This window comes from Bacillus sp. FCW2 (genome assembly GCF_021228595.1).
Classification (GTDB): Bacteria; Bacillota; Bacilli; order Bacillales; family Bacillaceae; genus Bacillus; species Bacillus velezensis.
In genome coordinates this window covers 2,876,095-2,899,125 of the sequence record NZ_CP089436.1, presented here as the reverse complement: position 1 = coordinate 2,899,125, position 23,031 = coordinate 2,876,095, and the positions used below count along the sequence as shown (strand labels likewise).

Sequence of the window (23,031 nt, the reverse complement as noted above, 5' to 3'; positions counted from 1 at the left end):
GAAAAAACAAAAAAACCCTTATTTATAGAATAAGGGTTTAAAGGTATGGAGCCAAGGGGGCTCGAACCCCTGACCTCTACGCTGCCAGCGTAGCGCTCTCCCAGCTGAGCTATGGCCCCGTGCTGTAACGTCATGTTTTATTATAGACGAGTCTTCTTTGAATTTCAAGCAGAAAATTCAGTTTGCTCATATTTTCCTGAGACGTTTTTCGAACATAAAAAGAAGACCCTCCGGGGGCCTCTTCGTTTATCGCACGAGCATGATTAAAATGATGCCGAGGATGACACGGTAAATGGCGAACGGGACAAGCTTAATCCGATTGATGAGCCGAAGAAAAAACTTGACGACTAAGAGGGCGACGACAAAGGCGCAGATAAAGCCGACAAGAAAAAACGGAATCATGTCATAAGAAAGACTGCTCCAGTATTTCACCAGCTTCAGAAGGCTTGCGCCCGCCATAATCGGAATAGCCATAATAAATGTGAAGTCTGCGGCTGCCCGGTGATTCAAGCCGACAATGACACCTCCGGCAATCGTTGAGCCTGAGCGGGAAAATCCGGGCCATAAAGCGAGACACTGGAATAATCCGACACAGAAAGCCTGTTTGTAGGTGATTCTGTCCACCGTATCGATTGTTTCTTTCCTTTTATTGATCCAGTCCGCTATAAGCATAAGCACGGCTCCGGCAATTAATCCGTAAGCGACCGTTCTGACGGAGAATAAATAGCGGTCAATGAAATCCTCAAATAAAAAGCCGAGCACCGCCGCCGGAACAAGACCGACGGCGATTTGCGCGATGGTCAGCCTGTATCCCTTCTGCTGATCGCGCGTGACGTTTTTTTTGAGGCCGAGTAAATGTAATATCCGATCCTTAAACACAATGGCCACCGCCAGAATCGAACCGAGCTGAATCACCACTTTGAAGGAATTGGCGGCTTCCGGATTCATCAGGCTTCCGGATTTCAGCCAGATGTCATCCGCTATGATCATATGTCCCGTGGAAGAAACCGGCGCGTACTCCGTCAGCCCTTCCACGATTCCCAAAACGGCTGCTGTGAACATCTCCCATAGTGTCATCCCATTCTTCCCTTCATTCATCATTTACAAAAGAGAAGCTCTCCTCTGAAGGAAAGCCTGTCTTATAATAAATATCATGTCCGCTCCGATTTTATGACTTCGATACAGCATCATTTTTTTCTTCTTCATATAAATGCGAACGCATTTTGAACCAATCAAACAGATGGGTCGTGACCACTTTGATGACCGCATACCCCGGGATGGCTAAAATAATGCCGACAACCCCGAACAGCTTTCCGGCGGTTAAAAGAACAAAGATGATGGTAATCGGGTGAATGTGAAGATTTTTCCCCATGATCTGCGGCGAAATTAATTTCCCTTCCACGAGCTGGACAACGGTCCATACAATCGCAAGCTTCAGCAGCATAAGGGGCGAAGTGACCAACGCGATAATAATCGCCGGCGTGATGGCAATGGTCGGCCCTAAATACGGAACAACGCTCGTACAAGCGGCAATGACCGCAAGCAGGGAAGCATAATCAAGTCCGATAATCAGATAGCCGATAAATAATAAAAACCCGATGCAGAAGCTGACGATGACCTGTCCTCTGATATAGGAGCTTAATCTGTGGTTCATTTCACTCAGCATCGTATACGTTTGTTCTTTCAGACGGGTGGGCACAAACTTTAAGATATAGATTGGCAGTTTTTTGCCGTCTTTCAGCAAATAGAACAGAATAAACGGTACGGTTACAATCGAAATAATCACTTCCGTCAGCGCACCGATAAAATTCCCGACTCCGGTAAATGTGCTGTTTGCAATTGTCGCAGCCTGCGCCGATACTTTATTAGCAAGATCGGAAATGTTGATATTCATCGTCTTTTGCGCCTGATTTACAAAATCGCTTCCGATCAGGCTTTTCGTCTGGTCTTCAACGATGTCCACATATTTCGGCAGGTTGTCGATCAGGCTCATGATCTGTTCCTTTAAAAACGGAATAATTGAAACGACCGTAATCGAAATCAGCCCTATAATAATGAGGTAAAGGAGCAGGATGGAATAGACTCTTTTCACTCTTATTTTTTCCAATATATCTACGATCGGATTAAGCAGATAATAAACAATTCCTGTCAAAATGACGGGGAGTGCAATCGTTTTGAGCAGGACGATAATAGGTGTGAAAATAAATGATGTCTTCATAAAGACAAGGATATTGAGACCGATGAGCAGCAATACAAGCAAAAACAAGACAAATTTATTGTCTAAGAAAAACTGTTTAAATCTGCCGCCCCATGTTTGCAATGTTTCCACTATTGTTCCTCCATCATATGTATTTTACTTAAATTGTACACTATCGTTCCTGTAATGAAAAATAATAACCGGTCTCTATGGGAATTTTTCCTATCCCTTTAGCTGGCAGCCTTTTTTCCATTTATGTTTCTCAGAAAAAAAGCTATAATGTAAGCCAATACATAGAAGGAGCGATAGCAATGATTCGATTTGCAACAGTCGGAACGAATTGGATTACAGAACGATTTCTGGAGGCGGCTTCTGCTATTGATGATTTTCAATTAACGGCGGTTTATTCCAGAACTGAGGAACGTGCGGCGGAATTCGCCGGCAAACACGGCGCTGCTCATTATTTCACCAGCCTGAAAGAAATGGCGGAAAGCGAAGCCTATGACGCGGTGTATCTCGCCAGCCCGAATGCATTTCACAAAGAGCAGGCGGTCCTTTTTATGGAACACGGCAAGCACGTACTGTGCGAAAAACCGTTTGCGTCTAACGCAAGGGAAACGGATGAAATGATTCACGCAGCCAAAACGAACGGCGTTCTCTTGATGGAAGCCATGAAAACAACGTTCCTGCCGAACTTCAGCATGCTTCAAAACCACTTACATAAAATCGGACCCGTCAGGAGATTCACGGCAAGCTACTGCCAATATTCATCACGATATGATGCATATAAAAACGGTACGGTGCTAAACGCGTTTAAGCCTGAATTATCGAACGGTTCGTTAATGGACATCGGCGTGTACTGCATTTATCCGGCCGTCGTCCTGTTCGGCAAACCGAAAAACGTCATTGCGACCGGTCATAAACTAGCATCCGGCGTTGACGGCGAAGGCACGGTCATTCTGTCATACGACGGATTTGAAGCGGTGCTGATGCATTCGAAAATCTCAAATTCGTTTGCCCCGGCGGAAATTCAGGGTGAGGACGGCACGATCGTGCTGGACAGCATTCACGGGCCGGAACGGGCGGAAATCCGTTATCGTGACGGACGGACGGAAGACATTTCAGTCCCTGATCTGAAACCGTCGATGTACTACGAAACGGCGGAATTCATCAATCTTCTTCGAAACGGACAGCGGGAGTCTTCCGAAAATACATTTGAACGTTCTTTCATTACGGCAAGCATTATGGAAGAAGCGAGAAAACAAATCGGAATTGTCTTTCCCGCCGATCAAAACTAAAAACATCCGCCCGGATTCGGGCGGATGTTTTTTATTTAGACGCTAACAGGTCAGCAAACGCTTTTGCATACTGCGGAAGGTCGGGCGGGCGGCGGCTTGATACAATGTGGCCGTCAGTTACGACAGCTTCATCCAGCCACTGTGCCCCTGCATTTGTCATGTCGTCTTTGATGCCGGGCGTGCTCGTTACTTTTTTTCCTGCGAGAATTCCGGCAGATATGAGCACCCAGCCCGCATGGCAGATCTGGCCGATCGGCTTTTTCTGCTCGTTCATCGTACGGATGATCTCCAAAACTTCAGGATATCTTCGCAGTTTGTCAGGAGCCCAGCCGCCAGGCACGAGCACGGCATCATACTCCTGAATAATCAGGCTCTTAAAATCGTAATCCGCCGTCGCGGGCACGCCGTATTTTCCTTTGTATGAACGGCCCGCTTCTTCTCCTATTAAATGAACGATCGCGCCTTCCTCTCTCAGCCGGTAGACGGGATACCAAAGCTCTAGGTCTTCAAAATCGTCACTGACAAGCGCTATGACTTTTTTGCCTTCTAATCTCATCACTGCCACTCCCTTCTTTTATATTAGTGTATCGCTTTTTTCAGATGAGGAAAAGAAACAGCTCGCTACAGCTGTTCTTCGTCTTCAGACTGAATCGTAAATTTCCGTGTGACCTGCTGCAGTTCTTCAGCCATATGCGCAAGCGTTTCGGCGGATGAACTGATTTCTTCCATGGAGGCCAGCTGCTCTTCAGCTGAGGCGGCGATGTCTTGAATGCCGGCGGACCCTTCTTTGGCGACTGAGGTAATGTCCTCCACCGCGTTTGTCACATTTTGCGACCCGGCTGCAAGCTTCTCAAGCGTTCCGTTCATATGCTGTAAGGCGCCTGAAATCTGAGTCGTCATTTCTGAGATTTTTTTGAAGCTTTCGGCCGTTTGATCCGTAATATCGAGGCCTTCCTTCACATCTTGATTCACCGCTTGGAATACGGAAAGCGATGTGGCGATTTCTTTGACGATTTCCTGAATCAGCGTTTCGATTTCCTTCGCGGAGCCGGCTGATTGTACGGCAAGCTTTCTCACTTCTTCCGCAACGACGGAGAAGCCCCGCCCGTATTCGCCTGCTCTGGCGGCTTCAATGGCAGCGTTTAAGGCAAGCAGATTTGTTTGATCGGCAATGCCGTTAATGACGTTCAGAATGCTCTTAATGTCGTGCGACTTCGTTTCCAGTCCTTTTACGACCGCTTCCGCCTGCTGTACGGAACGATCAATTGTTTTCATCTGGCCGACCGTTTTCGCCACTAATTCTTCTCCGCTTCCGGCCGTTTCAGAGGTTTGGATGGCGGATTCAGTGATTTCCGCCGATACATTCGCCGTCTCGGCAATGCCCGCATTCATTTGGGAAAGGTGATCAGCACTTTCTTCCAATTTCTCGCTTTGTGATTCGTTTCCGTTTGAGAATTGTTCAATCGCCAGTGTAATATGCTCTGTCGCCTTGCTTGTCTGTCCGGCGGATGCCGTCAGCTCTTCGGATGAAGAAGCGACATGTTCGACCGATGATTGGATGACGCCGATGACAGACCGGAGTGATGCCGACATCTCATTGAAGCTTTGGCTGAGCTGCCCGAATTCATTTTTTGACTTTATGTCAATGACTTCCGTTAAATCGCCGTCACTGATTTTAGCTGATGTCGAAACAAGTTTTTTGAGCGGTTTTGCAATCGAGCGAATGATAAAAAAGATTAAAACCCCGCCGACGATAAGAGAAACCGCCAGGATGATCAGCGCCATTTTCATGACAGGCGAGGCTGCGTCATGGATCTCACTGACAAAAAATGTGCCGGCGATTTTCCAGCCCGTCAGTTTGTTTGTCGTGAAGGCCATTTTCTTCTGCTGTCCTTCAAACATGTATTCAAACGAACCGCTCGATTTGGAAAACACTTCTTTCGTCCACTCTCCGGAGCCTTCCGTTCCCGCTTTTATAGTCGGATGAGCGATGTATTTTTTATCTCCCGTTGTAATGAAGGCAAATCCTTTATGACCGATCTGGACGCGTTCGGAAGCGTTCAGCAGGTCGCCAAGATTAATATCAAGCGCCACAACGCCTGATCCGTCTTTTGTCTGCTGGGCAATCGTAACGACCGTCTGTCCGGTTGCAGCGTCTTTATAAGGCTCGGTAAACACCGGCTGTCCGCTTTTTTCAACCGCTTTTGTATACCACTCGCGCGTGAGCGGATTATAATCGGACGGCATATCAGCGGACGGATATTTCACGAACGCTTTGTCGCGAGACGCGGCGTAAATTGACGCGACATCGTCATTTACGGTGACATACTGCTTCATATTGTCGAGCAGTACCGATTTATTTTTTGTGTTCAGTTTTTCCTTAGTGATTGATTCGCTGTAGTAGTCAATCGCTTTGAGCTTGCCTTCGAGCATGTTTTCCAGCACGCTGTTCAGTTCGCTGACATTTCCCTGAGCGCTGTGGGTCAGTTCGCTTTCTAGTGAATTCCCCGCCGTTTGGTAGCTGAAGTAGGCGAGTATGCCGACCGGGAGCACCAATACGGCTAAAAATGCCGCGATCAGCGGCTTGCTGATGGATGGCTGTTTGATCCAATGTATCAGTTGTTTCATTTTTTCAGTCTCCTTCTTTGAAAAGCTAAATCTAATATCGTCAGATAGGACAAAAGATTTATTAAAAAAACTAAAAAAAACACCCAAACAGCACATTTGGGTGTTCTATGACCTATTAATCTATTTTAAATCGTTTCGTCATATCACGTAATTCTTCCGCCATTTGGGATAACGTTTCCGAAGACGAACTGATTTCTTCCATTGAAGCCAGCTGTTCTTCGGCGGAGGCCGCAATATCCTGAATGCTGGCGGAGCTTTCTTTTGCGATGGACGCGATTTGCTCAGAAGCTCCTGAAATCTGCTGAGATCCTGCTGTCAGCTGTTCTACCGTCGCATTCATATTTTGAATTTCTCCGGCGATCTGGTTCGTCATTTCAGAAATCCGTTTGAAGCTCGTTTCGGTCTGATTCGTAATATCCAGTCCGCTCTCCACCTCTTTGTTGACGGATTGGAACATGCCGAGAGATGTATTGATTTCGTTGACGATTTCTATAATTAAGCTTTCGATTTCTTTCGCTGAATCGGCAGACTGGACCGCAAGTTTTCTGACCTCTTCAGCGACGACTGAGAAGCCCCGGCCGTATTCACCCGCACGCGCGGCTTCAATTGCCGCGTTCAGCGCAAGAAGGTTTGTCTGATCAGCGATTCCGTTAATGACACGGAGAATGTTTGTAATGTCTTTTGATTTTGTTTCAAGTCCGCGCACCACTTGTTCAGCTTCTTTCACTGACCGGTCAATGACGTTCATTTGGCCGACCGTCTGGTGAACGAGCTTTCCGCCTGAATTGGCGACTTCCGCTGATGTGGCGGAGGACTCGGTAATGACGGCAGATGCTTTCGCCATATCTTCAAGCCCGCTGTTCATTTGGTAAATATGTTCCGCCGCGCTTTCAATATTTTCACTTTGGCTTTCATTTCCGTTAGAAAATTGTTCGATCGCCAATGTGATATGTTCGGTTGCCTTGCTTGTCTGCTCCGCTGAAGCCGTCAGCTCCTCTGAGGAAGATGCGACGTTATTCACGGAATCCTGGACGGCATGGATGAGAGACCTGAGCGAAGCGGCCATATTGTTAAAGCTTTTGCCAAGCTCGCCTAATTCATCTTTTGACTGGATCTCGATCGTTTCTGTTAAATCGCCTTCACTGATCTGTTTCGATGATGTCACAAGCTGCTTGAGCGGTTTTGTGATTGAACGGATAATCAGCACCATGACGATGGTTCCGATCACAATCGCTAATACGAGAACGAGCAGGGACAGATGAAGAATCGGCAGGGCCGCTTCATGAATTTCGTCCAGATACATCGTTCCGGTAATCTTCCAGCCTGTCAGCCCGTTTGTATCATAAACCATTTTCTTTTCCTGGCCGTCGTATTTGTATTGAAAATCACCTTTTTTGCTGGTGAACAGCCGTTCGGCCCACTCCCCGTTTAATACTGTGCCTGATGTGCGGTTCGGGTGGGCGACCACTTTTTTGTCTTTCGTCAGGATAAAAGCGTAGCCGGATTTTCCGATGTTCACTTTCTTTGTCGTTTTCAGAAGCTCATCGATTTTCATATTGATGGCGACGACTCCTGAGCCGTCTTTCGTCTGCTGAACGACCGTCACGACCATCGTATTGGTGGAAGCCGTGCGGTAAGGATCTGTTACAACAACTTTCCCCTTATTTTCCACGGCCTTTTTATACCAGTCTCTTTCAATCGGATTATATCCTTTAGGCATCTGCAGATCCGGATACCGTGTGAAATGTCCTTCCGTGTCACTCGTAAAAATGGATTCCACGTCTTTATTGATCTTCATGTACTCTGTGAATTTATCGGTAATTTGCGATTGGTTTTTCGGCTTGTACCGATCCTTTGTGAGCCAATCGCTGAAATATGCCGTTCCGTCTTCCTTTTGGCTGATGCTTGTGTTGATCATATCGTTAATCTGCTGCACATTATCTAATGCGCTTTCCATCATCTGCCTGTCAAGCGTGCTTACCGCCGATTGATAGGCGATAAAAGCCAGCGTTGAAATAGGAAGAATGAGAATGGCCAAAAAAGAAATGAGCAGTTTTCTTGTAAGCGATCTCTGCTTGATGATTTGCACAATTTTTTTCATCTGCTATAACTCCTCTTGTGTGTTTACCCTTCATATCGGCAATTATAGGTAAATATACACACCCAAAAAGAAGAAATATAACGAAACATACTTTTTACCTATTGTTAATTAGCCTTTTAGACTCAATTAAGAGTTTATCTTAAAACGCTTTGTCAGTTCGCGTAATTCTTCCGCCATTTTTTCCAGCGTGACGGCGGAGGAACTGATTTCCTCCATGGACGCAAGCTGCTCTTCAGCTGAAGCCGCGATGTCCTGAATGCCGGCCGCGCTTTGTCTGGAGACGGCCGCGATATCCTCTGAAGCGTTTGATACTTCCTGAGATCCGGCAGAAAGCTGTTCCACGGTTGCATTCATATTTTGCAGTTCACCGGCAATCTGATTTGTTTTAACGGAAATGTCCCGGAAGCTTTTTTCCGTTTCGTCCGTTAACTGAAGTCCGCTTTTCACCTCGTGATTGACGGATTCCAGCATTCCGAGCGAAGTATGAATTTCTTTGACGATTTCATGAATTAAGGATTCGATTTCTTTCGCTGAATCGGCGGATTGGACGGCAAGCTTTCTCACTTCTTCGGCAACGACTGAAAAACCGCGTCCGTATTCTCCCGCTCTTGCCGCTTCAATGGCTGCATTTAAAGCAAGGAGATTCGTTTGATCGGCAATGCCGTTAATGACGCGCAAAATGCTGTTGATGTCCTGCGATTTGAGTTCAAGCCCTTGTACGACTTGCTCCGCTTTGCTTACGGATTGGTCAATGGCGCCCATCTGGCCGGCTGTTTTCTTGACAAGCCGCTCACCGGTGCCGGATATCTCCGCCGATTCAATTGAAGTTTCCGTCACCACGGCTGCCGCTTCCGCCAGATCGCTGAGCCCGTCTTTCATCTCATTCACTTGGGCGGTCGCTTTATCAATACTCTCACTTTGGTCTTCCGTTCCATTAGAAAACTGTTCAATCGCAAGGGTGATATGTTCCGTTGCTTTGCTCGTCTGCTCAGCCGAAGCCGTCAGCTCCTCTGAGGAAGAAGCGACATGTTCAACAGAGTCCTGAATTCCTTGAATAAGCGAACGGAGTGAATCTGTCATATGATTAAAACTTTTACCGAGCACGCCGAGCTCATCTTGAGAGCTGACATCAATGGTTTCCGTCAGATCTCCGCTGCTGATTTTTTCCGCTGAAGCTACGAGATGTTTTAACGGTTTGGTAATTGAGCGGATGACAAAATAAATGAAAATCATCCCTGCGGCAATGGCTATCGCCAATATGATAACGGCCAGAGTCAGAACCGGTCTTGCCGCATCTTTGATTTCATCCACGGACATGGTTCCGCTGATCTTCCAGCCCGTCGCTTCATTGGTCACGTACGCCATTTTTTTCGCTTTCCCGTTCAGCGTATATTCATAGACGCCTTTTTGCCCGCTGTATAATGTATCAACCCATTTTCCCGATACCGCCGAGCCGGCTTTTTCATCACTGTAGGCAACGGCTTTTTTATTTTTGCTGAGGATAAAGGCGTATCCTTCTTTTCCGATGTTCACTTCTTTTGTCATCGTGATGAGATCGTCGATTTTTATATCAATGGCGACGACGCCTGATCCGTCTTGCGCCGCGCGGGCCATGGTGACGACCATCTTTTTGTTTGAGATGGACTCATAAGGGTCTGTGATGATGGTTTGGCCTTTATTCTCCATGGCTTCCTGATACCAGCTTCTTTCAAGCGGATTGAAATCGGCCGGCATATCGGCATGCGGATAACGGGTAAACGTTCCTTCCTTGCTGCTTGAAAATACGGCGGACGCTTTATCATTGCTTTCAATAAACTGCTTGAACCTTTCTTGCATTTCCGTTTGGTTTTTTTCTTTAAATTTAGCGCTTGTCGCCCATTCGCTGAAATATGCTGAGCTTTTTGTAAACATTCCGATCCGGTCATCAATCATATTGTTTAAGATTTGCACATTTCCTTCGGCGCTTTCCATCATTTGCTTTTCAACGGATGAAGCCGCCGAACGGTAGGCGCCGGCAGCCAATACTGCTACCGGAATAATTAAGATCAGTAAAAATGAAATGATAAGTTTTTTGGCTATTGATTTTCTGGCGATTTTTTTTGCTGTTTTTTTCAATTTTGTAAACCTCTTTCAATCATTTACTGTTTATATCGGCCGACTCCCTTTTTATTACATTGAAAATGAAGTCATAAATGAAAAATAGTTCTATGTACTCTCTTTGTATGCAAGACTTTTTATTTAATTATCCGGCTGTCAGTATAAAAAAGGACGCCTTCCATCCGGAAAGCGTCCTTTTTTACTAGTTGATTTTAAATTGTTTCGTTAATTCCCGCAGTTCTTCGGCCATTTGCGCCAAAGTATCGGCTGATGTGCTGATTTCTTCCATTGATGCAAGCTGTTCTTCTGCAGATGCGGCAATATCCTGAATGCTTGCTGCGCTTTCCCTAGATACGTCCGCAATATCCGTCACCGCGGCTGAAACGTGCTGGGAGCTGTCTGACAGCTGTTCAACCGTGCCGTTCATCGATTGAAGCTTCTCGGCGATATCGTTTGTCATGCCGAAGATATTCTGGAAGCTTTCTTTCGTGCGGTCCGTTACGGCAAGTCCTGATTGAACTTCTTCATTAACGGAGGTGAACATGTGAAGCGATGTATTAATCTCAGCCGTGATTTCCTGAATGAGTTTTTCAATCTCTTTGGCAGAACCGGCAGATTGGACGGCAAGCTTGCGCACTTCTTCGGCTACCACTGAGAAGCCCCGCCCGTATTCACCGGCTCTTGCCGCTTCAATGGCTGCATTTAACGCAAGCAGGTTTGTCTGATCGGCAATGCCGTTGATGACTCTTAAAATATGAGTGATGTCTTTTGATTTGGCCTCAAGGCCTTTTACAACCGCTTCCGCCTGCTGGACCGATTGATTGATGAGATTCATCTGCCCGACTGTTTGCTGCACATATTCTTCCCCGGTGCCGGCAGCTTCCTTCGATTGTTTAGATGCTTCCGTAATGGATGATGATGTGCGGGAAACGGCGGCGAGTCCGTCATTTATATGATTCAGCTTGGCTGAGCTTGAATCGACTTTTTCGCTTTGCTCTTCGTTTCCGTTTGAAAACTGCTCAATCGCCATTGTAATATGTTCCGTCGCTTTGCTTGTCTGCGAAGCTGAAGCGGTCAGCTCTTCCGATGACGCGGCCACGTTGTCGACAGAGTTTTGGATCGCGCTGATCAGTCCGCGCAGAGATTCTCCCATTTCATTAAAGCTCGCGCCGAGTTCGCCCAATTCATCTTTCGAGCGGATATCAATGGTTTCGGTCAAGTCTCCGCCGCTGATTTGTTTAGAAGAGCGGACAAGCCGTTTCAGCGGTGACGTAATGGATCTGACAATCAACAGAATTAAAATGCCCCCGATGATAATGGATGCTGCAAGGACGATCATTCCCATCGTCAGCACCGGTTGTGAGGCGTCTTTAATTTCGTTGAGCTCCATGCTCCCTTCTATTTTCCATCCGGTCAGTTTATTTGTCGTAAACGCCATTTTTTTATTTTGATCATCGAGCTTGTATGAAATAATGCCGCTGTCTTTGCTGTATACCTCATTCAGCCACGGGGTTGAAACTTTATCGCCCGGTTTGTGGTCTTTATGCGCGACATAGGTTTTATTTTTGGACGTGATAAACACGAAGCCTTTTTGCCCGATTTTGATTCCCTGCATCTGCTTCAGCAGCTGGTCAATCGTAATATCCATGGCCACTACGCCTGTTCCGTCCTGCATCTGCTTTGCCACGGTGACGACCATCCTGCCGTCGCTTGCCGCGGTGTAAGGGTCGGTGACAACGAGCGTGCCGCCGGCCTTCACAGCGTCTTTATACCAAGTGCGTGTTCTCGGATCGTAATCGGCCGGAGTATTCTCCTTCGGCGCCTGTGCGTAGCTGCCGTCTTCCGTTCCTCCGTAAATGCGGGCTACGTCCTTATGAATAGACGTGTATTGCCCGAACTTTTCTTCAAGAGCAGACATGTTTTTCTTTGAGAAGGATGACCCTTTTAACGTTTCACTGAAAAATTCAATCGCCTTTGCTTTTGCGCCGATATCATTTGTAATCGTTGTGTTAAAAGATTCGATGTTATTTTTCGCGTTGCCTGAAATCTGATCATCCAGCGAATTGCTCGCCGTATGGTATGAACTGAATTCTAACACGAGAATCGGTATGATTAAGATCACGATAAATGAAATGATTAATTTACGTGAAATCGATGCCTTTGTGCACCAATTGATGAATTTTTTCATATTAAGCTGCTCCCTCGAGTGTGATACCTTATATATCGGCTCAGTCTTCACATTTTGTTAACATTTCCTCCTTTTTTATGACTTGATTTTCATTGCCCAAGCTTCCTGCATATCTTATAAAAAAAGATAGGGGGCGCGCAGATGATTATCATATCCGGCCAAGTGCTTCGGCCTCAGGACATCGCGAACTGGCAGACGGAAGAAAGCCTTGTTCCGTATATAAATGAACTGCTCAATTCTCCCGTACAGTTCGATTACGGGTCGATTGCGGAACTGATGTTCGAGGTGCGGCTGCGCCGCCATATTGTGGAAGCCGCAAGAGAACTGCACGGATCAGGTGTGAAATTTGCAACTTTCGCCAAAACATACGGAAATACGGCTTATTGGAGAGTGACGCCGGAAGGAGCCTTGGAGCTGAAGTACAGAATCCCCGCTTCAAAAGCGATTCGGGACATTATTGAAAACGGGGCGTTTTACGCATTTGAATGCGCTACCGCCATTGTTGTGATTTATTATCTGGCCGTCTTAAAGACAATGGGTGAAGAACGGTTTAACCGGCGTTTCCGGGATATCACTTTGTATGACTGGCACTACGAGCATCTGCCGATCTACACGGAAACCGGCAGCCACTTTTTACGGGGAGATTGTTTATATTTTAAAAATCCTGATTTTAATCCTGCAAAGGCTCAGTGGCGGGGAGAGAATGTCATTGTGATGGGGAATGATCAATATTTCGCCCACGGTCTCGGGATTCTGACGGCTGAACAAATCATCCAGAGATTGAATTCTTTAAGAAAAAAAAATGCCGTGCAGCCGGCTTATCTGCTTAACCAGGCAACAAGGCTTGATGCACCCGCGCTTTATCAGATCATGCATTAAAACAATCCCATCGTCTGTCATTTTGACGATGGGATGCGGAATGCTTTTCTTTTCCGGTAAAAAGCCGTCGTGCCGAGCGCTTGGTTTGCAGCCCATTCAAACTTCTCTAAATCATGTCGGGTGACGGCTCTGTCCCGTCGGCTCCATTTAATGGCGCGGACAAAGTAATACCCTTTAATCGGCGCCATGGTGACTTTGGAATGCGGAAAATCTTCAAAGACAAACTCAATAGTCCCTCTTTTTTTGTAGGACATTTGAAGAATCTTCATCATCCATCACCTCACGATTTCTGGATTATGATTCGCACAATCCGTCCAAAACGGTTTTCACGTCTGTCGGCCCTTCAAGTTTCGCGGCGGACTGGCCGGCCCATAAAGACATATACTCCGCGTCTCCTGATTGAGCCGCGTGCCCGCGCATCGGCTTTGTCAGCGTATTATGCAGCGGATAAGGCAGCGTATTTCCCTCGTCAGCCTCATATGTTTTCATGAACTGATTCACGATTCCCCGCGCCTGTTTTCCCGAAAACAGGGTGGTCAGCCGCGTGTCGGCTCCTTTTGATTCGGCAATCGCTTTTTGATATGCCGGTGAGGCGCTGCTTTCTTCACAAAGGAGAAACGGTGTTCCTACTTGAACGCCGTCTGCACCCAAACATCGGGCCGCCTGCACGCCGCGGCGGTCAAAAATGCCGCCTGCCGCAATGACCGGGATATTCAGCGCGTCTTTAGCCTGCGGAATCAGCGCCATAAGGCCGAGAGCCGGTTCTCCTTTAACCGGCAGAAACGACCCGCGATGTCCGCCGGCTTCTATTCCCTGAAGGATAACGGCGTCCATCCCCCGTTCTTCAAAGGCCTTCGCTTCCTCCGGCGTTGTCGCCGTGCCGAAAAGGAAACAACCGCTTTTCTTCAGCTTTTCCGCCGTTTCTTCCGGCGGCAGGCCGAAGGTGAATGAACACGCTTTGACTCCGTAACGGATCAGAAGCTCCGCTTTTTCCTCGAAATCATTCCATTCTTCTTTCAAATCAGAGAACGGCTTGGCGTCATTTGCCCTCGGGATGCGGGATTTCCATTTTTCAACAAGTTCCGCCTCAGGCATCTGCCTTTCTTCCGGGACGAAAAGATTTACTTGAAAGGAGCGGTCCGTCAGCTCTTTCATCTCGATAAGCTGTTTTTCAAGCGCTTGCGGGCTGACGTATCCTGAAGCGAGGCTTCCGAGCGCCCCTTCATTTGATACCGCCGAAGCCAGACGCGGCGTGACCAGCCCGCCGGCCATCGGCGCCTGAATGACGGGCTTTGTTAATGATAATGCACTCATCCACTCACTCATTTGTGTTTTCCTCCGTTTCAGCCTGTATTTTGATATAACAGGTTCTGTTTCGCGGACCGTCAAATTCGCAAAAATAAACGCCCTGCCATGTTCCGAGTATCAGGCGCCCGTCTTCTATGATGACATGCTGGGAGGCGCCGGTTGTACTCGCTTTCATATGTGCCGCCGTATTTCCCTCCATATGCCGGTCCAGTTCGTGCTCCCACGGATACATTTCATCAAACCTTCTGAGCATATCCCTCTTCACATCCGGATCGGCATTTTCATTTATGGTAATGCCGGCGGTTGTATGGGGACAGTATATGAGCGCCAAACCGTTTTTTACGCCTGTTTTGCGGAGAAACGCTTCAGCTTCATGTGTGATGTCGATCATTTCATCCCGTCTGTTTGTTTGAATCTGCAATTTTTTCAGCATATAAATGCCTCCTTTCTTTTTCTCTTCCTTTCCCATATTCGTTTCTGTATTTGTCTTTTCCTGTCGGATCGCGATGATAAACGCAGATCACAAAAAACTTCAGCCTCGGGACTGAAGTTTTTCACCATATATATACGCGGGCCTCATAAGGCTTTAAAAGAAAGGATGTCACATGGCGGTGCGCTTCTGTCTCCGCGTTTGCAAGCACGAGAGAATCGGAGTCAAGCGGATAACCGGGATGCCTGTATAAAGCGGGGGTTCGGGACAGATTTGTGATGATCAGGGCGGTTTTTGTTCCGTTTTTTCTTAGATAGGCATAAATCTGCCGGTCATTCGGAAGCAGCAATTCATATGTGCCGCTGATCAATACACCGTGTTCTTTTCTGAGGGCGAGCAGCCGTTTGTAGAAATGGTATACGGATGTTTCATCCTGCATTTGTGATGCAGCATTCAGCCATGTGTGGTTCGGATTCACTCCGAGCCACGGAGAAGCATCAGAAAACCCGCCGTTCGCCTCACCGCTCCATTGCATCGGTGTCCGTGAATTATCCCGGCCCTTCTTCCAGATGATCTTCATCACTTTTTCATGCGGAACGCCGCGGGACGTCTCTTTTTCATACAGATATTTCATTGCGGCGTCATCATAATCTTCAATGGATGGAAACGAAACATTGGTCATTCCGAGCTCCTGCCCCTGGTAAATAAACGGCGTGCCTTTCATCAGCATATACATCGCGGCGAGTGCCTTGGCGCTTTCTGTCAAAAACCGTTCGTCACCCCATACCGAGACGGAACGGGGCTGATCGTGGTTCTCCATAAACAACGCGTTCCAGCCCTTTCCTTCAAGACTGTTCTGCCAGCCGGACAAGACGCGCTTAAGCGCCGGAATGGAAATGCTTTGATCATCTTCCGTATCCCAGAGGCCGAGATGTTCAAATTGAAAAATCATTTGAAAGACGCCGTTTTCTTCACCGGCCCAATCAGCCGCCTCCCAAGCCGCCACTCCGTTCGCCTCGCCGACCGTCATGATCGGATAGCGCGAAAATGTTTCCCGTTTCAGCTCTTTTAAGAGATCCATTATGCCTTCCCCATTCATATGATACGGGAAAGATGGGACGTATGGGAGACCGTCCGGATTCGGCATGTCAGGGAGCCCTTCTTTTTTCTTAATGTGAGAAATGGCATCCACCCGGAAGCCGTCTATGCCCTTATCAAGCCACCAGCGGACCATCTCATAAACGGACTGCCTCATCGCTTCGTTTTCCCAATTTAAATCAGGCTGTTTTTTGTCAAACAGGTGCAGGTAATACTGGCCGGTCTCTTGGTCATATTCCCACGCCGATCCGCCGAAAATGCTTTCCCAATTGTTCGGCTCTTTGCCGTTTTTTCCGTCTCTCCAGATGTACCAGTTCCGTTTTTCGGAATCTTTCGCTGAGCGTGATTCGATAAACCAAGGGTGCTCATCGCTTGTATGGTTGATGACGAGGTCTATAATCAGCTTCATGCCGAGCGCATGGACATCCGCAAGGAGCCGGTCAAAATCCTCCATCGTCCCGAATTCGCCGGCAATTTGTTTATAATTCCGAATATCGTAGCCGTTGTCCGCGCCCGGCGAGTCAAAAACGGGACAAAGCCAGATCACATCCGCCCCCAACTCTTTTATGTAATGAAGCTTTGCTCTGATGCCGTTAATGTCGCCGATTCCGTCCCCGTTCGAATCCATAAAGCTTCGGGGATAAATTTGATAGACGGCCGCCGTTTTCCACCAATCCGTTTTCATACCGACACTCCTTTCTTTACATCATATGAAGGAGCGGGACGAAGAAACATTTTTTCCATAAAAAAAAGCCTCATTGCAAAAGCAGGAGGCTCAGAAATCAGTTTTTTTAATTTCAACGAAGCGGATATGATGGTCTTCCGCTTCCAGCACCTTAAATTCACACCCTTCGGCATGAAACACATCACCATTTTTCAGCTCCATTTTTTGTGTTAAGAGCCAGCCGGCAATCGTGTCAATGTCTTCATTTTCGATGGCGATATCAAGAAGATCATTCACCTCTTCTATGAGCGCCTTGCCGTCCATCACATAGTGGTGTTCGCCTTTTTTGACGATGTGGGGCATTTCATCCTGGTCATATTCATCACGGATTTCCCCGACGATTTCCTCCAATATGTCTTCGACGGTCACAAGCCCCGCCGTGCCGCCGTATTCGTCAACAAGAATCGCCATATGAATCCGCTCCTTCTGCATGCGGATCAAAAGCTCCTGAACGGGGATGCTTTCAATGACTCTGATGACCGGACGCATAATTTCTTTTAATTCAATGGAGCGGCCGAGAAAATACGCTTTAAATAAATCCTTATTGTTAATAATGCCGAGAATGTGATCTTTGTCTTCCTTAATAACCGGATATCGCGTATACCGTTCGTTGATGATCAAATGTATGGCTTCGTCAACTGACTGTTCAAGCGAGATGGCGGCGATTTCGGTGCGCGGCACCATGATTTCTCTGGCGACCCGGTTATCGAATTCAAATATCTTATTGACGTAACGGAATTCAGATTGATTGATTTGACCTTTTTTATAGCTTTCGGACAAAATCAGCCGCAATTCTTCTTCACTGACCACGACCTCATGTTCTTTCACCGAATGAAAACCGAACAGCTTGACCAAAAATCCGGCTGAGCCGTTTAACAGCTTAATAAACGGATACATCACTTTATAAAACAGAATGAGCGGTTTCGCCGTCCACAGACTGACGGCTTCGGCTTTTTGAATGGATATCGTTTTCGGCGCAAGCTCTCCGATGACGACGTGCAGATACGTGACGGCGATAAACGCCGCAATAAACGTGACGACGTGCGTAATAGATGACGGCATTCCGATCAGGCTGAAAACAGGATGAAGAAGCCGCTGAATCGTCGGTTCACCGAGCCAGCCGAGTCCGAGCGCCGTAATCGTAATGCCGAGCTGGCACGCTGATAAATATTCATCGAGATTTGAAATCACCCTGTGCGCCGCGAGCGCCCGGCTGTCTCCGGTTTCAACCAGCTCCGCAATTTTTGAACCGCGGATTTTGACAATCGCAAATTCCGCAGCGACAAAGATGGCCGTTAATCCGATTAACAGCATAATGAGAATCAGTTTTAATATAAGCAAAAAAACCCCTACCGCAAACGGTAAGGGGCCACCTCCTTCGTGTTAATTCTCATCACGACCATTTAAGAAAATCATCACAAAACGAAGCAGCTCGAATAATGAAACGAGCGCCGCAGCCACATACGTCAGCGCGGCGGCGTTCAGCACTTTATTCACGCCGTGTTCTTCACTGTTGCGAATGAATCCTTCCGACACGATAATCCGCTTCGCCCTCGCGCTGGCATTAAACTCGACAGGCAGTGTGACAAGCTGGAAAAAAACAGCGGCCGAAAACAAAATAATGCCGAGTCCGATTAAGTTCAAGCTGCCCAGGAGCATCCCGCCCAAGAAAAGCAGAGGGGCAACCCCGGAGGCAAAATTGACGACCGGAAAAATTTTGTGCCTCAGCACAAGCGCGCCGTATGATTCCTGATGCTGCAAAGCATGTCCGACTTCATGGGAAGCGACGGAAATGGCGGAAATGGAGCGGCCGTAATATACCGGCTCAGATAAACGCACCACCCGCTCCGTCGGGTCGTAATGGTCTGTTAAAGTGCCTCTTACCGGTTCTACCGGCACATCATATAAACCGTTAATATCAAGAATCCGTCTTGCCGTTTCCGCCCCCGTCCGCTGACTGGAAGCTTCTACGTCTGAGTATTTCTGAAAATTGCTTTTCACTTTAAATTGTGCCCAAAACGACAATCCCAATGCAGCAATTGTTAAAAAGATAAACAGCATATTATCCTCTTCCTTTTTCTCTTATATCGTACGATCTGCTTATATATTATTTTAATGATTGTCCGCTTTCCTGTACAGAAATCCGCTTCTTTTTTCTGACAGGAATCAATCCTCCGAGCATGATGAGGATACACCCGGCCAATCCGATGTAAAACGGAAACGTGCCTGCGGTCTCTTTTGCAAAAACAAGCCATGAAAATCCGCCGGACATATGATTGTGTCCATTCAAATCGAAAATAAGCAATACGGCCGCCGAAGCGAGCAGCTGCGCTCCGGCCAGCGCCGCCAGCAGTTTTTGAATGACTGTCATTTGACTCACCCTTTTTCGGTCCGCTTTCTTTATCATATGAAAAAATAAGGGTGAATATGTTTTCGGCGATTTTTGAAAGACATCAAACGAACTGGGACATACTGTATAAAAAAAGATACAGGTGTGATCGACATGAAAGTGACAAATGGCGAGAAAGAACAGCTGAGCAATGCGATAGACAGAATGAACGAGGGGCTTGACGCCTTTATCCAGCTCTATAATGAATCGGAAAACGACGAGCCTCTCATTCAGTTTGAAGATGAGACGGCCGATTTAATCAGACATGCGCGTGACTCATACGGCCAGGAACAGCTGGACGAAAAACTAAACACCATTATTAAGCAGATTTTATCCATCTCTCTGTCGAAAGAAGAGCCGGACGAATGAAATCAAACCGTATTTTTATTTCCTGGCTGAGATGGCCGTTATATGTTCGGATCGGGCTGATCATTATCGCCTTGATTTTATTGTTCGGCCAACTCATTTACATGCTTGAACCGAAGCAATTCACGTCTGTGTTTGAAGGGGTTTGGTGGGCGGTTATTACGGTGGCCACGGTCGGCTACGGCGATTACGTTCCCCAGACGCCGCTCGGGCAGATTGCCGGCATGGTGCTTGTATTAAGCGGAGCGAGTTTTGTGACCGCCTATTTCGCCACGCTTTCTTCAGCCGTATTCAGCAAACAGCACCGCTATGTCGAAGGGAAGGTCGCTTTTAAAGGCAAGGGGCACGTCATTCTTATCGGATGGAATGAGAAATCGCATATGCTGCTGAAAGAACTGCAGCACATCGCGCCGTCAAAAACTGTCGTCCTGATTGATGATTCATTAAGGGAAGGGCCGCTTATTGAAAACGTCCATTTCATCCGCGGACATGCCGCTGATGACAGCACGCTCAATAAGGCGAATATTACGGAAGCCGATACCGTCATTCTGACAGCGGATCAGCAGAAAAATGAATCCGAAGCTGATATGCTGTCGGTATTAACGCTTCTCGCCATCAAAGGGCTGCATCCGTCCGTTTATTGTATCGTGGAAATTTTAACGGAACGGTATGTCAAAAACGCCGAGCGCGCAGGAGCCAATAAGATTCTGTGCACATCACGGCTGTCGAGCCGGGTGATGTTTGAGCATTACCGGGTCAAGCTGCAGCTTGCCAAACCGCAAACGCTGTCAGATCTGACGCTGGAGAAAAAGGTTCGCATCATTCCCGTTCCCGGGGAATTAAAGGGCTCATCTTATCATGACTGTGCGCTCTATTATCTCAAACGGAATACCACGATCATCGGCATACAAAAAGAAGAGGGGCCGATGCTGACCCCTCCCCTGTCATACAAGGTGCTCGATACTGATCTGTTTTTGGCTCTTTAATGCAGCAGGACGTCTTCCAGCTCTTTCACAAGCGAGATGCCGATATCTGTATATGAGCGGTCAATTGCCGCATCCCGCCGTTTCGGCTCGGAGAATTGGTTGAATAATGACTCAAAAACACCGCCGCCTGCGTGATCATCCGTTGCCTGCTGATAGACGTGCCTCAGCAAAAAGGGTGTGCCGATTGTAACGGCGGCCCCCCGTTCATCCAGGTGTCCCTTATTTGCTTCAACAGGGATACGGAGAAATAAATAGCCGTCCTGATCGGAAATTTTGTAATCAAAGAACCCGCGGTCATACTCCCAGCCGCCTCCGATGGTATAACCGATCGGTTTCATCACCTGTTCCAATTCGCGGAGTAAAAACGATTGCCCTTCAAGTGAAGATGGTATGCTGATCATGTGCATATGCTCCTTTTTGTCTTTAGCGTCCCCGCTCTGCGGCATCTTCATACGGCGCCCGGGAAGAATCGGGAGCGGCAGACAGACGCCGGAAAGAGATAACGGCGCATTCAATCAGAACATACGTCACAATTGCGGAGAGAACGGCTTCCGTTGAAATATAGAAAACGGCGGCATAGAGACAGCACTTCGTGATCAGCGACTGCATCCGGCCAATCTTCAGTTTCAGCCGGACCATGTCCGTAAACAAGCCGAGAGGGAAAGCGAAAAACAGGATGGTTTGTAAGAGGGATTCAGGAGACAGTTTTAGTGCCGAATAGACAATAGCGGCGGAACAGACGGAAATGACGGCATGCTTACATAAGAGTCGTATCATTCATCAACACACCTTTCACGGTTTAAAAAAGGCTGACCCGTCATGCTGAGGGCCAGCCCTTCTTTTTATTTTTCAAGGCGTTTTTCAAGTTCTGCTTTTTTCTCTTCAAAGCCCGGTTTGCCGAGAAGCGCGAACATATTCACCTTATAGGCTTCAACACCCGGCTGATCAAACGGGTTGACTCCGAGCAGATAACCGCTCATCGCCACCGCTTTTTCAAAGAAATAGACGAGATATCCAAATGTATATGCATTAAGCTCCGGAATGTTGACAATTAAGTTCGGCACTTTTCCGTCTGTATGGGCAAGCATCGTGCCTTCGAACGCTTTTTTGTTGACGAAATCGACCGTTTTTCCGGCTAAGTAATTTAAGCCGTCGAGATCATTTTCCGCTTCTTCAATTGTCAACTCATGCTTCGGTTTTTCAACGTTTAATACAGTTTCAAACAGATCGCGTCTGCCTTCCTGCACGTATTGACCGAGAGAGTGAAGGTCTGTTGAGAAGTTAGCGGAAGAAGGATAGATGCCTTTTTCATCTTTTCCTTCACTTTCGCCGAAGAGCTGCTTCCACCATTCCGCAAAGTATTGCAGCGCAGGCTCATAGTTGATAAGCATTTCAATGGTTCTTCCTTTATTATACAGAACGTTGCGGACGACGGCGTATTGGTAAGCCGCGTTCTCTTCTAATTCCGAGCTGGAAAAGTCTTTGCTTGCATCAAGAGCGCCTTTCATCATTTCATCGATATCAGCCCCGCTTACCGCAATCGGCAGAAGGCCTACCGCAGTCAGAACGGAGAAACGTCCGCCGACATCATCAGGAATAACGAATGATTCGAAGCCTTCTTCATTAGAAAGCGTTTTTAAAGCGCCGCGCTCTTTATCTGTCGTCGCGTAAATCCGCGCTTTCGCTTCTTCTTTTCCGTATTTTTCTTCAAGAAGTTTGCGGAAAATCCGGAAAGCGATTGCAGGTTCCGTCGTCGTGCCTGATTTAGAAATGACATTGATAGAGAAATCAGCGTCTTCTAAAAGATCCATAACATCTTTCATATAAGTTGAGCTGATATTGTTGCCGATAAAGATAACTTGAGGGTTTTTGCGCTTGTCTTTCGGCAGGACGTTATAGAAAGAATGATTGAGCGCTTCAATCGCCGCGCGGGCGCCTAAGTATGAACCGCCGATACCCACGACGAGAAGCACGTCTGAATCTGATTTGATTTTTTCAGCGCTTTTTTTAATGCGCGCGAATTCTTCTTTATCGTAGTTTTCAGGGAGGTCCACCCATCCTAAAAAGTCGCTTCCGGCGCCTGTTTTTTCATGGATATTATGGTGTGCCGTTTTTACGAAATCACGTGCGTATGTAAGTTCATGTTCATTGAAAAAAGGTAACGCTCTTGAGTAATCAAAGCGTACATGCGTCATTTGCTTGTCCCTCCATCACGGTGAATTGTTTTCTCTTTCACTTTATATGAACTCACCCGCTAAATCAAGTCATGAAGAAGGCCGGATGAATACGGGATTTGCGCTAAAGATGCGTTCATTTTTTATACAATATCCCGGATTCGATAT

The 23,031-nt window shown here is 47.2% G+C and carries 21 protein-coding genes, 1 tRNA gene and 1 pseudogene; 4 read left to right on the top strand and 19 right to left on the bottom strand.

Translation table 11 applies throughout. The annotated features are described in order from the left end of the window. Window positions 1–46: 46 nt before the first annotated feature. The 3 genes from K3G25_RS14625 to K3G25_RS14615 all read right to left on the bottom strand — a co-directional run bounded on the left by K3G25_RS14625 (window position 47) and on the right by K3G25_RS14615 (window position 2,329). Window positions 47–119, bottom strand: a tRNA-Ala gene (locus K3G25_RS14625). A gap of 127 nt (window positions 120–246) precedes the next feature. Beyond that, a complete protein-coding gene (locus K3G25_RS14620) occupies window positions 247–1,077 on the bottom strand; it encodes an undecaprenyl-diphosphate phosphatase (protein WP_007613337.1) in 831 nt (276 codons plus the stop codon). Window positions 1,078–1,168: 91 nt separating this feature from the next. Beyond that, complete coding sequence (locus tag K3G25_RS14615; RefSeq protein WP_014305691.1) at window positions 1,169–2,329, bottom strand: AI-2E family transporter; 1,161 nt, start codon at window positions 2,327–2,329, stop codon at window positions 1,169–1,171. Between the two features lie 179 nt (window positions 2,330–2,508). On the opposite strand from K3G25_RS14615, the gene K3G25_RS14610 reads away from it, so the two are divergent. Continuing rightward, a complete protein-coding gene (locus tag K3G25_RS14610; protein ID WP_029973776.1) occupies window positions 2,509–3,495 on the top strand; it encodes a Gfo/Idh/MocA family protein in 987 nt (328 codons plus the stop codon). Between the two features lie 31 nt (window positions 3,496–3,526). Here the strand turns inward: K3G25_RS14610 and K3G25_RS14605 are convergent, their stop codons facing one another. The 6 genes and pseudogenes from K3G25_RS14605 to K3G25_RS20890 all read right to left on the bottom strand — a co-directional run. Next, entirely contained in the window at window positions 3,527–4,051 is a 525-nt protein-coding gene (locus K3G25_RS14605) for a type 1 glutamine amidotransferase domain-containing protein (RefSeq protein WP_014418730.1), read from the bottom strand. Window positions 4,052–4,116: 65 nt separating this feature from the next. Next, window positions 4,117–6,123 (bottom strand): methyl-accepting chemotaxis protein, encoded by a 2,007-nt coding sequence (locus K3G25_RS14600; RefSeq protein WP_014418731.1) that lies wholly within the window; start codon window positions 6,121–6,123, stop codon window positions 4,117–4,119. A 115-nt stretch (window positions 6,124–6,238) separates the two neighbouring features. Next, complete coding sequence (locus tag K3G25_RS14595) at window positions 6,239–8,224, bottom strand: methyl-accepting chemotaxis protein (protein ID WP_232489364.1); 1,986 nt, start codon at window positions 8,222–8,224, stop codon at window positions 6,239–6,241. A 126-nt stretch (window positions 8,225–8,350) separates the two neighbouring features. Further along, window positions 8,351–10,339: a methyl-accepting chemotaxis protein gene (locus tag K3G25_RS14590; protein WP_021495349.1), complete on the bottom strand. Its 1,989-nt coding sequence runs from the start codon at window positions 10,337–10,339 to the stop codon at window positions 8,351–8,353. 184 nt (window positions 10,340–10,523) lie between these two features. Continuing rightward, window positions 10,524–11,351, bottom strand: coding sequence for a methyl-accepting chemotaxis protein (locus K3G25_RS20895; protein ID WP_370530897.1), 828 nt, complete (start codon window positions 11,349–11,351; stop codon window positions 10,524–10,526). Window positions 11,352–11,468: 117 nt separating this feature from the next. Next, window positions 11,469–12,509 (bottom strand): annotated as a pseudogene (locus K3G25_RS20890) (cache domain-containing protein); the annotation flags it as partial. 141 nt (window positions 12,510–12,650) lie between these two features. On the opposite strand from K3G25_RS20890, the gene K3G25_RS14580 reads away from it, so the two are divergent. After that, window positions 12,651–13,388, top strand: coding sequence for a protein-glutamine gamma-glutamyltransferase (locus tag K3G25_RS14580; protein ID WP_053285195.1), 738 nt, complete (start codon window positions 12,651–12,653; stop codon window positions 13,386–13,388). Window positions 13,389–13,405: 17 nt separating this feature from the next. Here the strand turns inward: K3G25_RS14580 and K3G25_RS14575 are convergent, their stop codons facing one another. The 7 genes from K3G25_RS14575 to K3G25_RS14545 form a co-directional block, all read right to left on the bottom strand. After that, window positions 13,406–13,657, bottom strand: coding sequence for a hypothetical protein (locus K3G25_RS14575; protein ID WP_014418736.1), 252 nt, complete (start codon window positions 13,655–13,657; stop codon window positions 13,406–13,408). A gap of 25 nt (window positions 13,658–13,682) precedes the next feature. Beyond that, entirely contained in the window at window positions 13,683–14,714 is a 1,032-nt protein-coding gene (locus K3G25_RS14570) for a nitronate monooxygenase (protein ID WP_053285194.1), read from the bottom strand. Then, window positions 14,707–15,129: a secondary thiamine-phosphate synthase enzyme YjbQ gene (locus K3G25_RS14565; protein WP_017419405.1), complete on the bottom strand. Its 423-nt coding sequence runs from the start codon at window positions 15,127–15,129 to the stop codon at window positions 14,707–14,709. The genes K3G25_RS14570 and K3G25_RS14565 overlap by 8 nt, the downstream gene beginning before the upstream one ends. 121 nt (window positions 15,130–15,250) lie before the next feature. Next, the gene (locus tag K3G25_RS14560; RefSeq protein ID WP_232489363.1) at window positions 15,251–16,909 is read right to left on the bottom strand and encodes a glycoside hydrolase family 13 protein; all 1,659 of its coding nucleotides are present in this window, start codon (window positions 16,907–16,909) and stop codon (window positions 15,251–15,253) included. Window positions 16,910–16,999: 90 nt separating this feature from the next. Further along, on the bottom strand, window positions 17,000–18,289 hold the full coding sequence (locus K3G25_RS14555; protein WP_007408640.1) for a hemolysin family protein: 1,290 nt from the start codon (window positions 18,287–18,289) through the stop codon (window positions 17,000–17,002). Window positions 18,290–18,331: 42 nt separating this feature from the next. After that, window positions 18,332–19,009 carry a zinc metallopeptidase gene (locus K3G25_RS14550; RefSeq protein ID WP_003152125.1) on the bottom strand — a complete coding sequence of 226 codons (678 nt, stop codon included), beginning with the start codon at window positions 19,007–19,009 and terminating at the stop codon, window positions 18,332–18,334. 46 nt (window positions 19,010–19,055) lie between these two features. Continuing rightward, a complete protein-coding gene (locus K3G25_RS14545; RefSeq protein ID WP_022553696.1) occupies window positions 19,056–19,319 on the bottom strand; it encodes a YuzI family membrane protein in 264 nt (87 codons plus the stop codon). A 132-nt stretch (window positions 19,320–19,451) separates the two neighbouring features. On the opposite strand from K3G25_RS14545, the gene K3G25_RS14540 reads away from it, so the two are divergent. Together K3G25_RS14540 and K3G25_RS14535 are read left to right on the top strand one after the other, a co-directional pair. Continuing rightward, a complete protein-coding gene (locus K3G25_RS14540; protein WP_003152123.1) occupies window positions 19,452–19,706 on the top strand; it encodes a protein mistic in 255 nt (84 codons plus the stop codon). Next, entirely contained in the window at window positions 19,703–20,689 is a 987-nt protein-coding gene (locus K3G25_RS14535) for a potassium channel family protein (RefSeq protein WP_053285192.1), read from the top strand. The genes K3G25_RS14540 and K3G25_RS14535 overlap by 4 nt, the downstream gene beginning before the upstream one ends. Here K3G25_RS14535 and K3G25_RS14530 read toward each other — a convergent pair. The 3 genes from K3G25_RS14530 to K3G25_RS14520 form a co-directional block, all read right to left on the bottom strand. Next, complete coding sequence (locus K3G25_RS14530; RefSeq protein ID WP_100261973.1) at window positions 20,686–21,090, bottom strand: YugN-like family protein; 405 nt, start codon at window positions 21,088–21,090, stop codon at window positions 20,686–20,688. The two genes, K3G25_RS14535 and K3G25_RS14530, sit on opposite strands and share 4 nt — an antisense overlap. Before the next feature lie 22 nt (window positions 21,091–21,112). Continuing rightward, window positions 21,113–21,466 carry a hypothetical protein gene (locus K3G25_RS14525; RefSeq protein WP_015418089.1) on the bottom strand — a complete coding sequence of 118 codons (354 nt, stop codon included), beginning with the start codon at window positions 21,464–21,466 and terminating at the stop codon, window positions 21,113–21,115. A 65-nt stretch (window positions 21,467–21,531) separates the two neighbouring features. Next, entirely contained in the window at window positions 21,532–22,884 is a 1,353-nt protein-coding gene (locus K3G25_RS14520; protein ID WP_007408647.1) for a glucose-6-phosphate isomerase, read from the bottom strand. Between the last annotated feature and the right edge of the window lie 147 nt (window positions 22,885–23,031).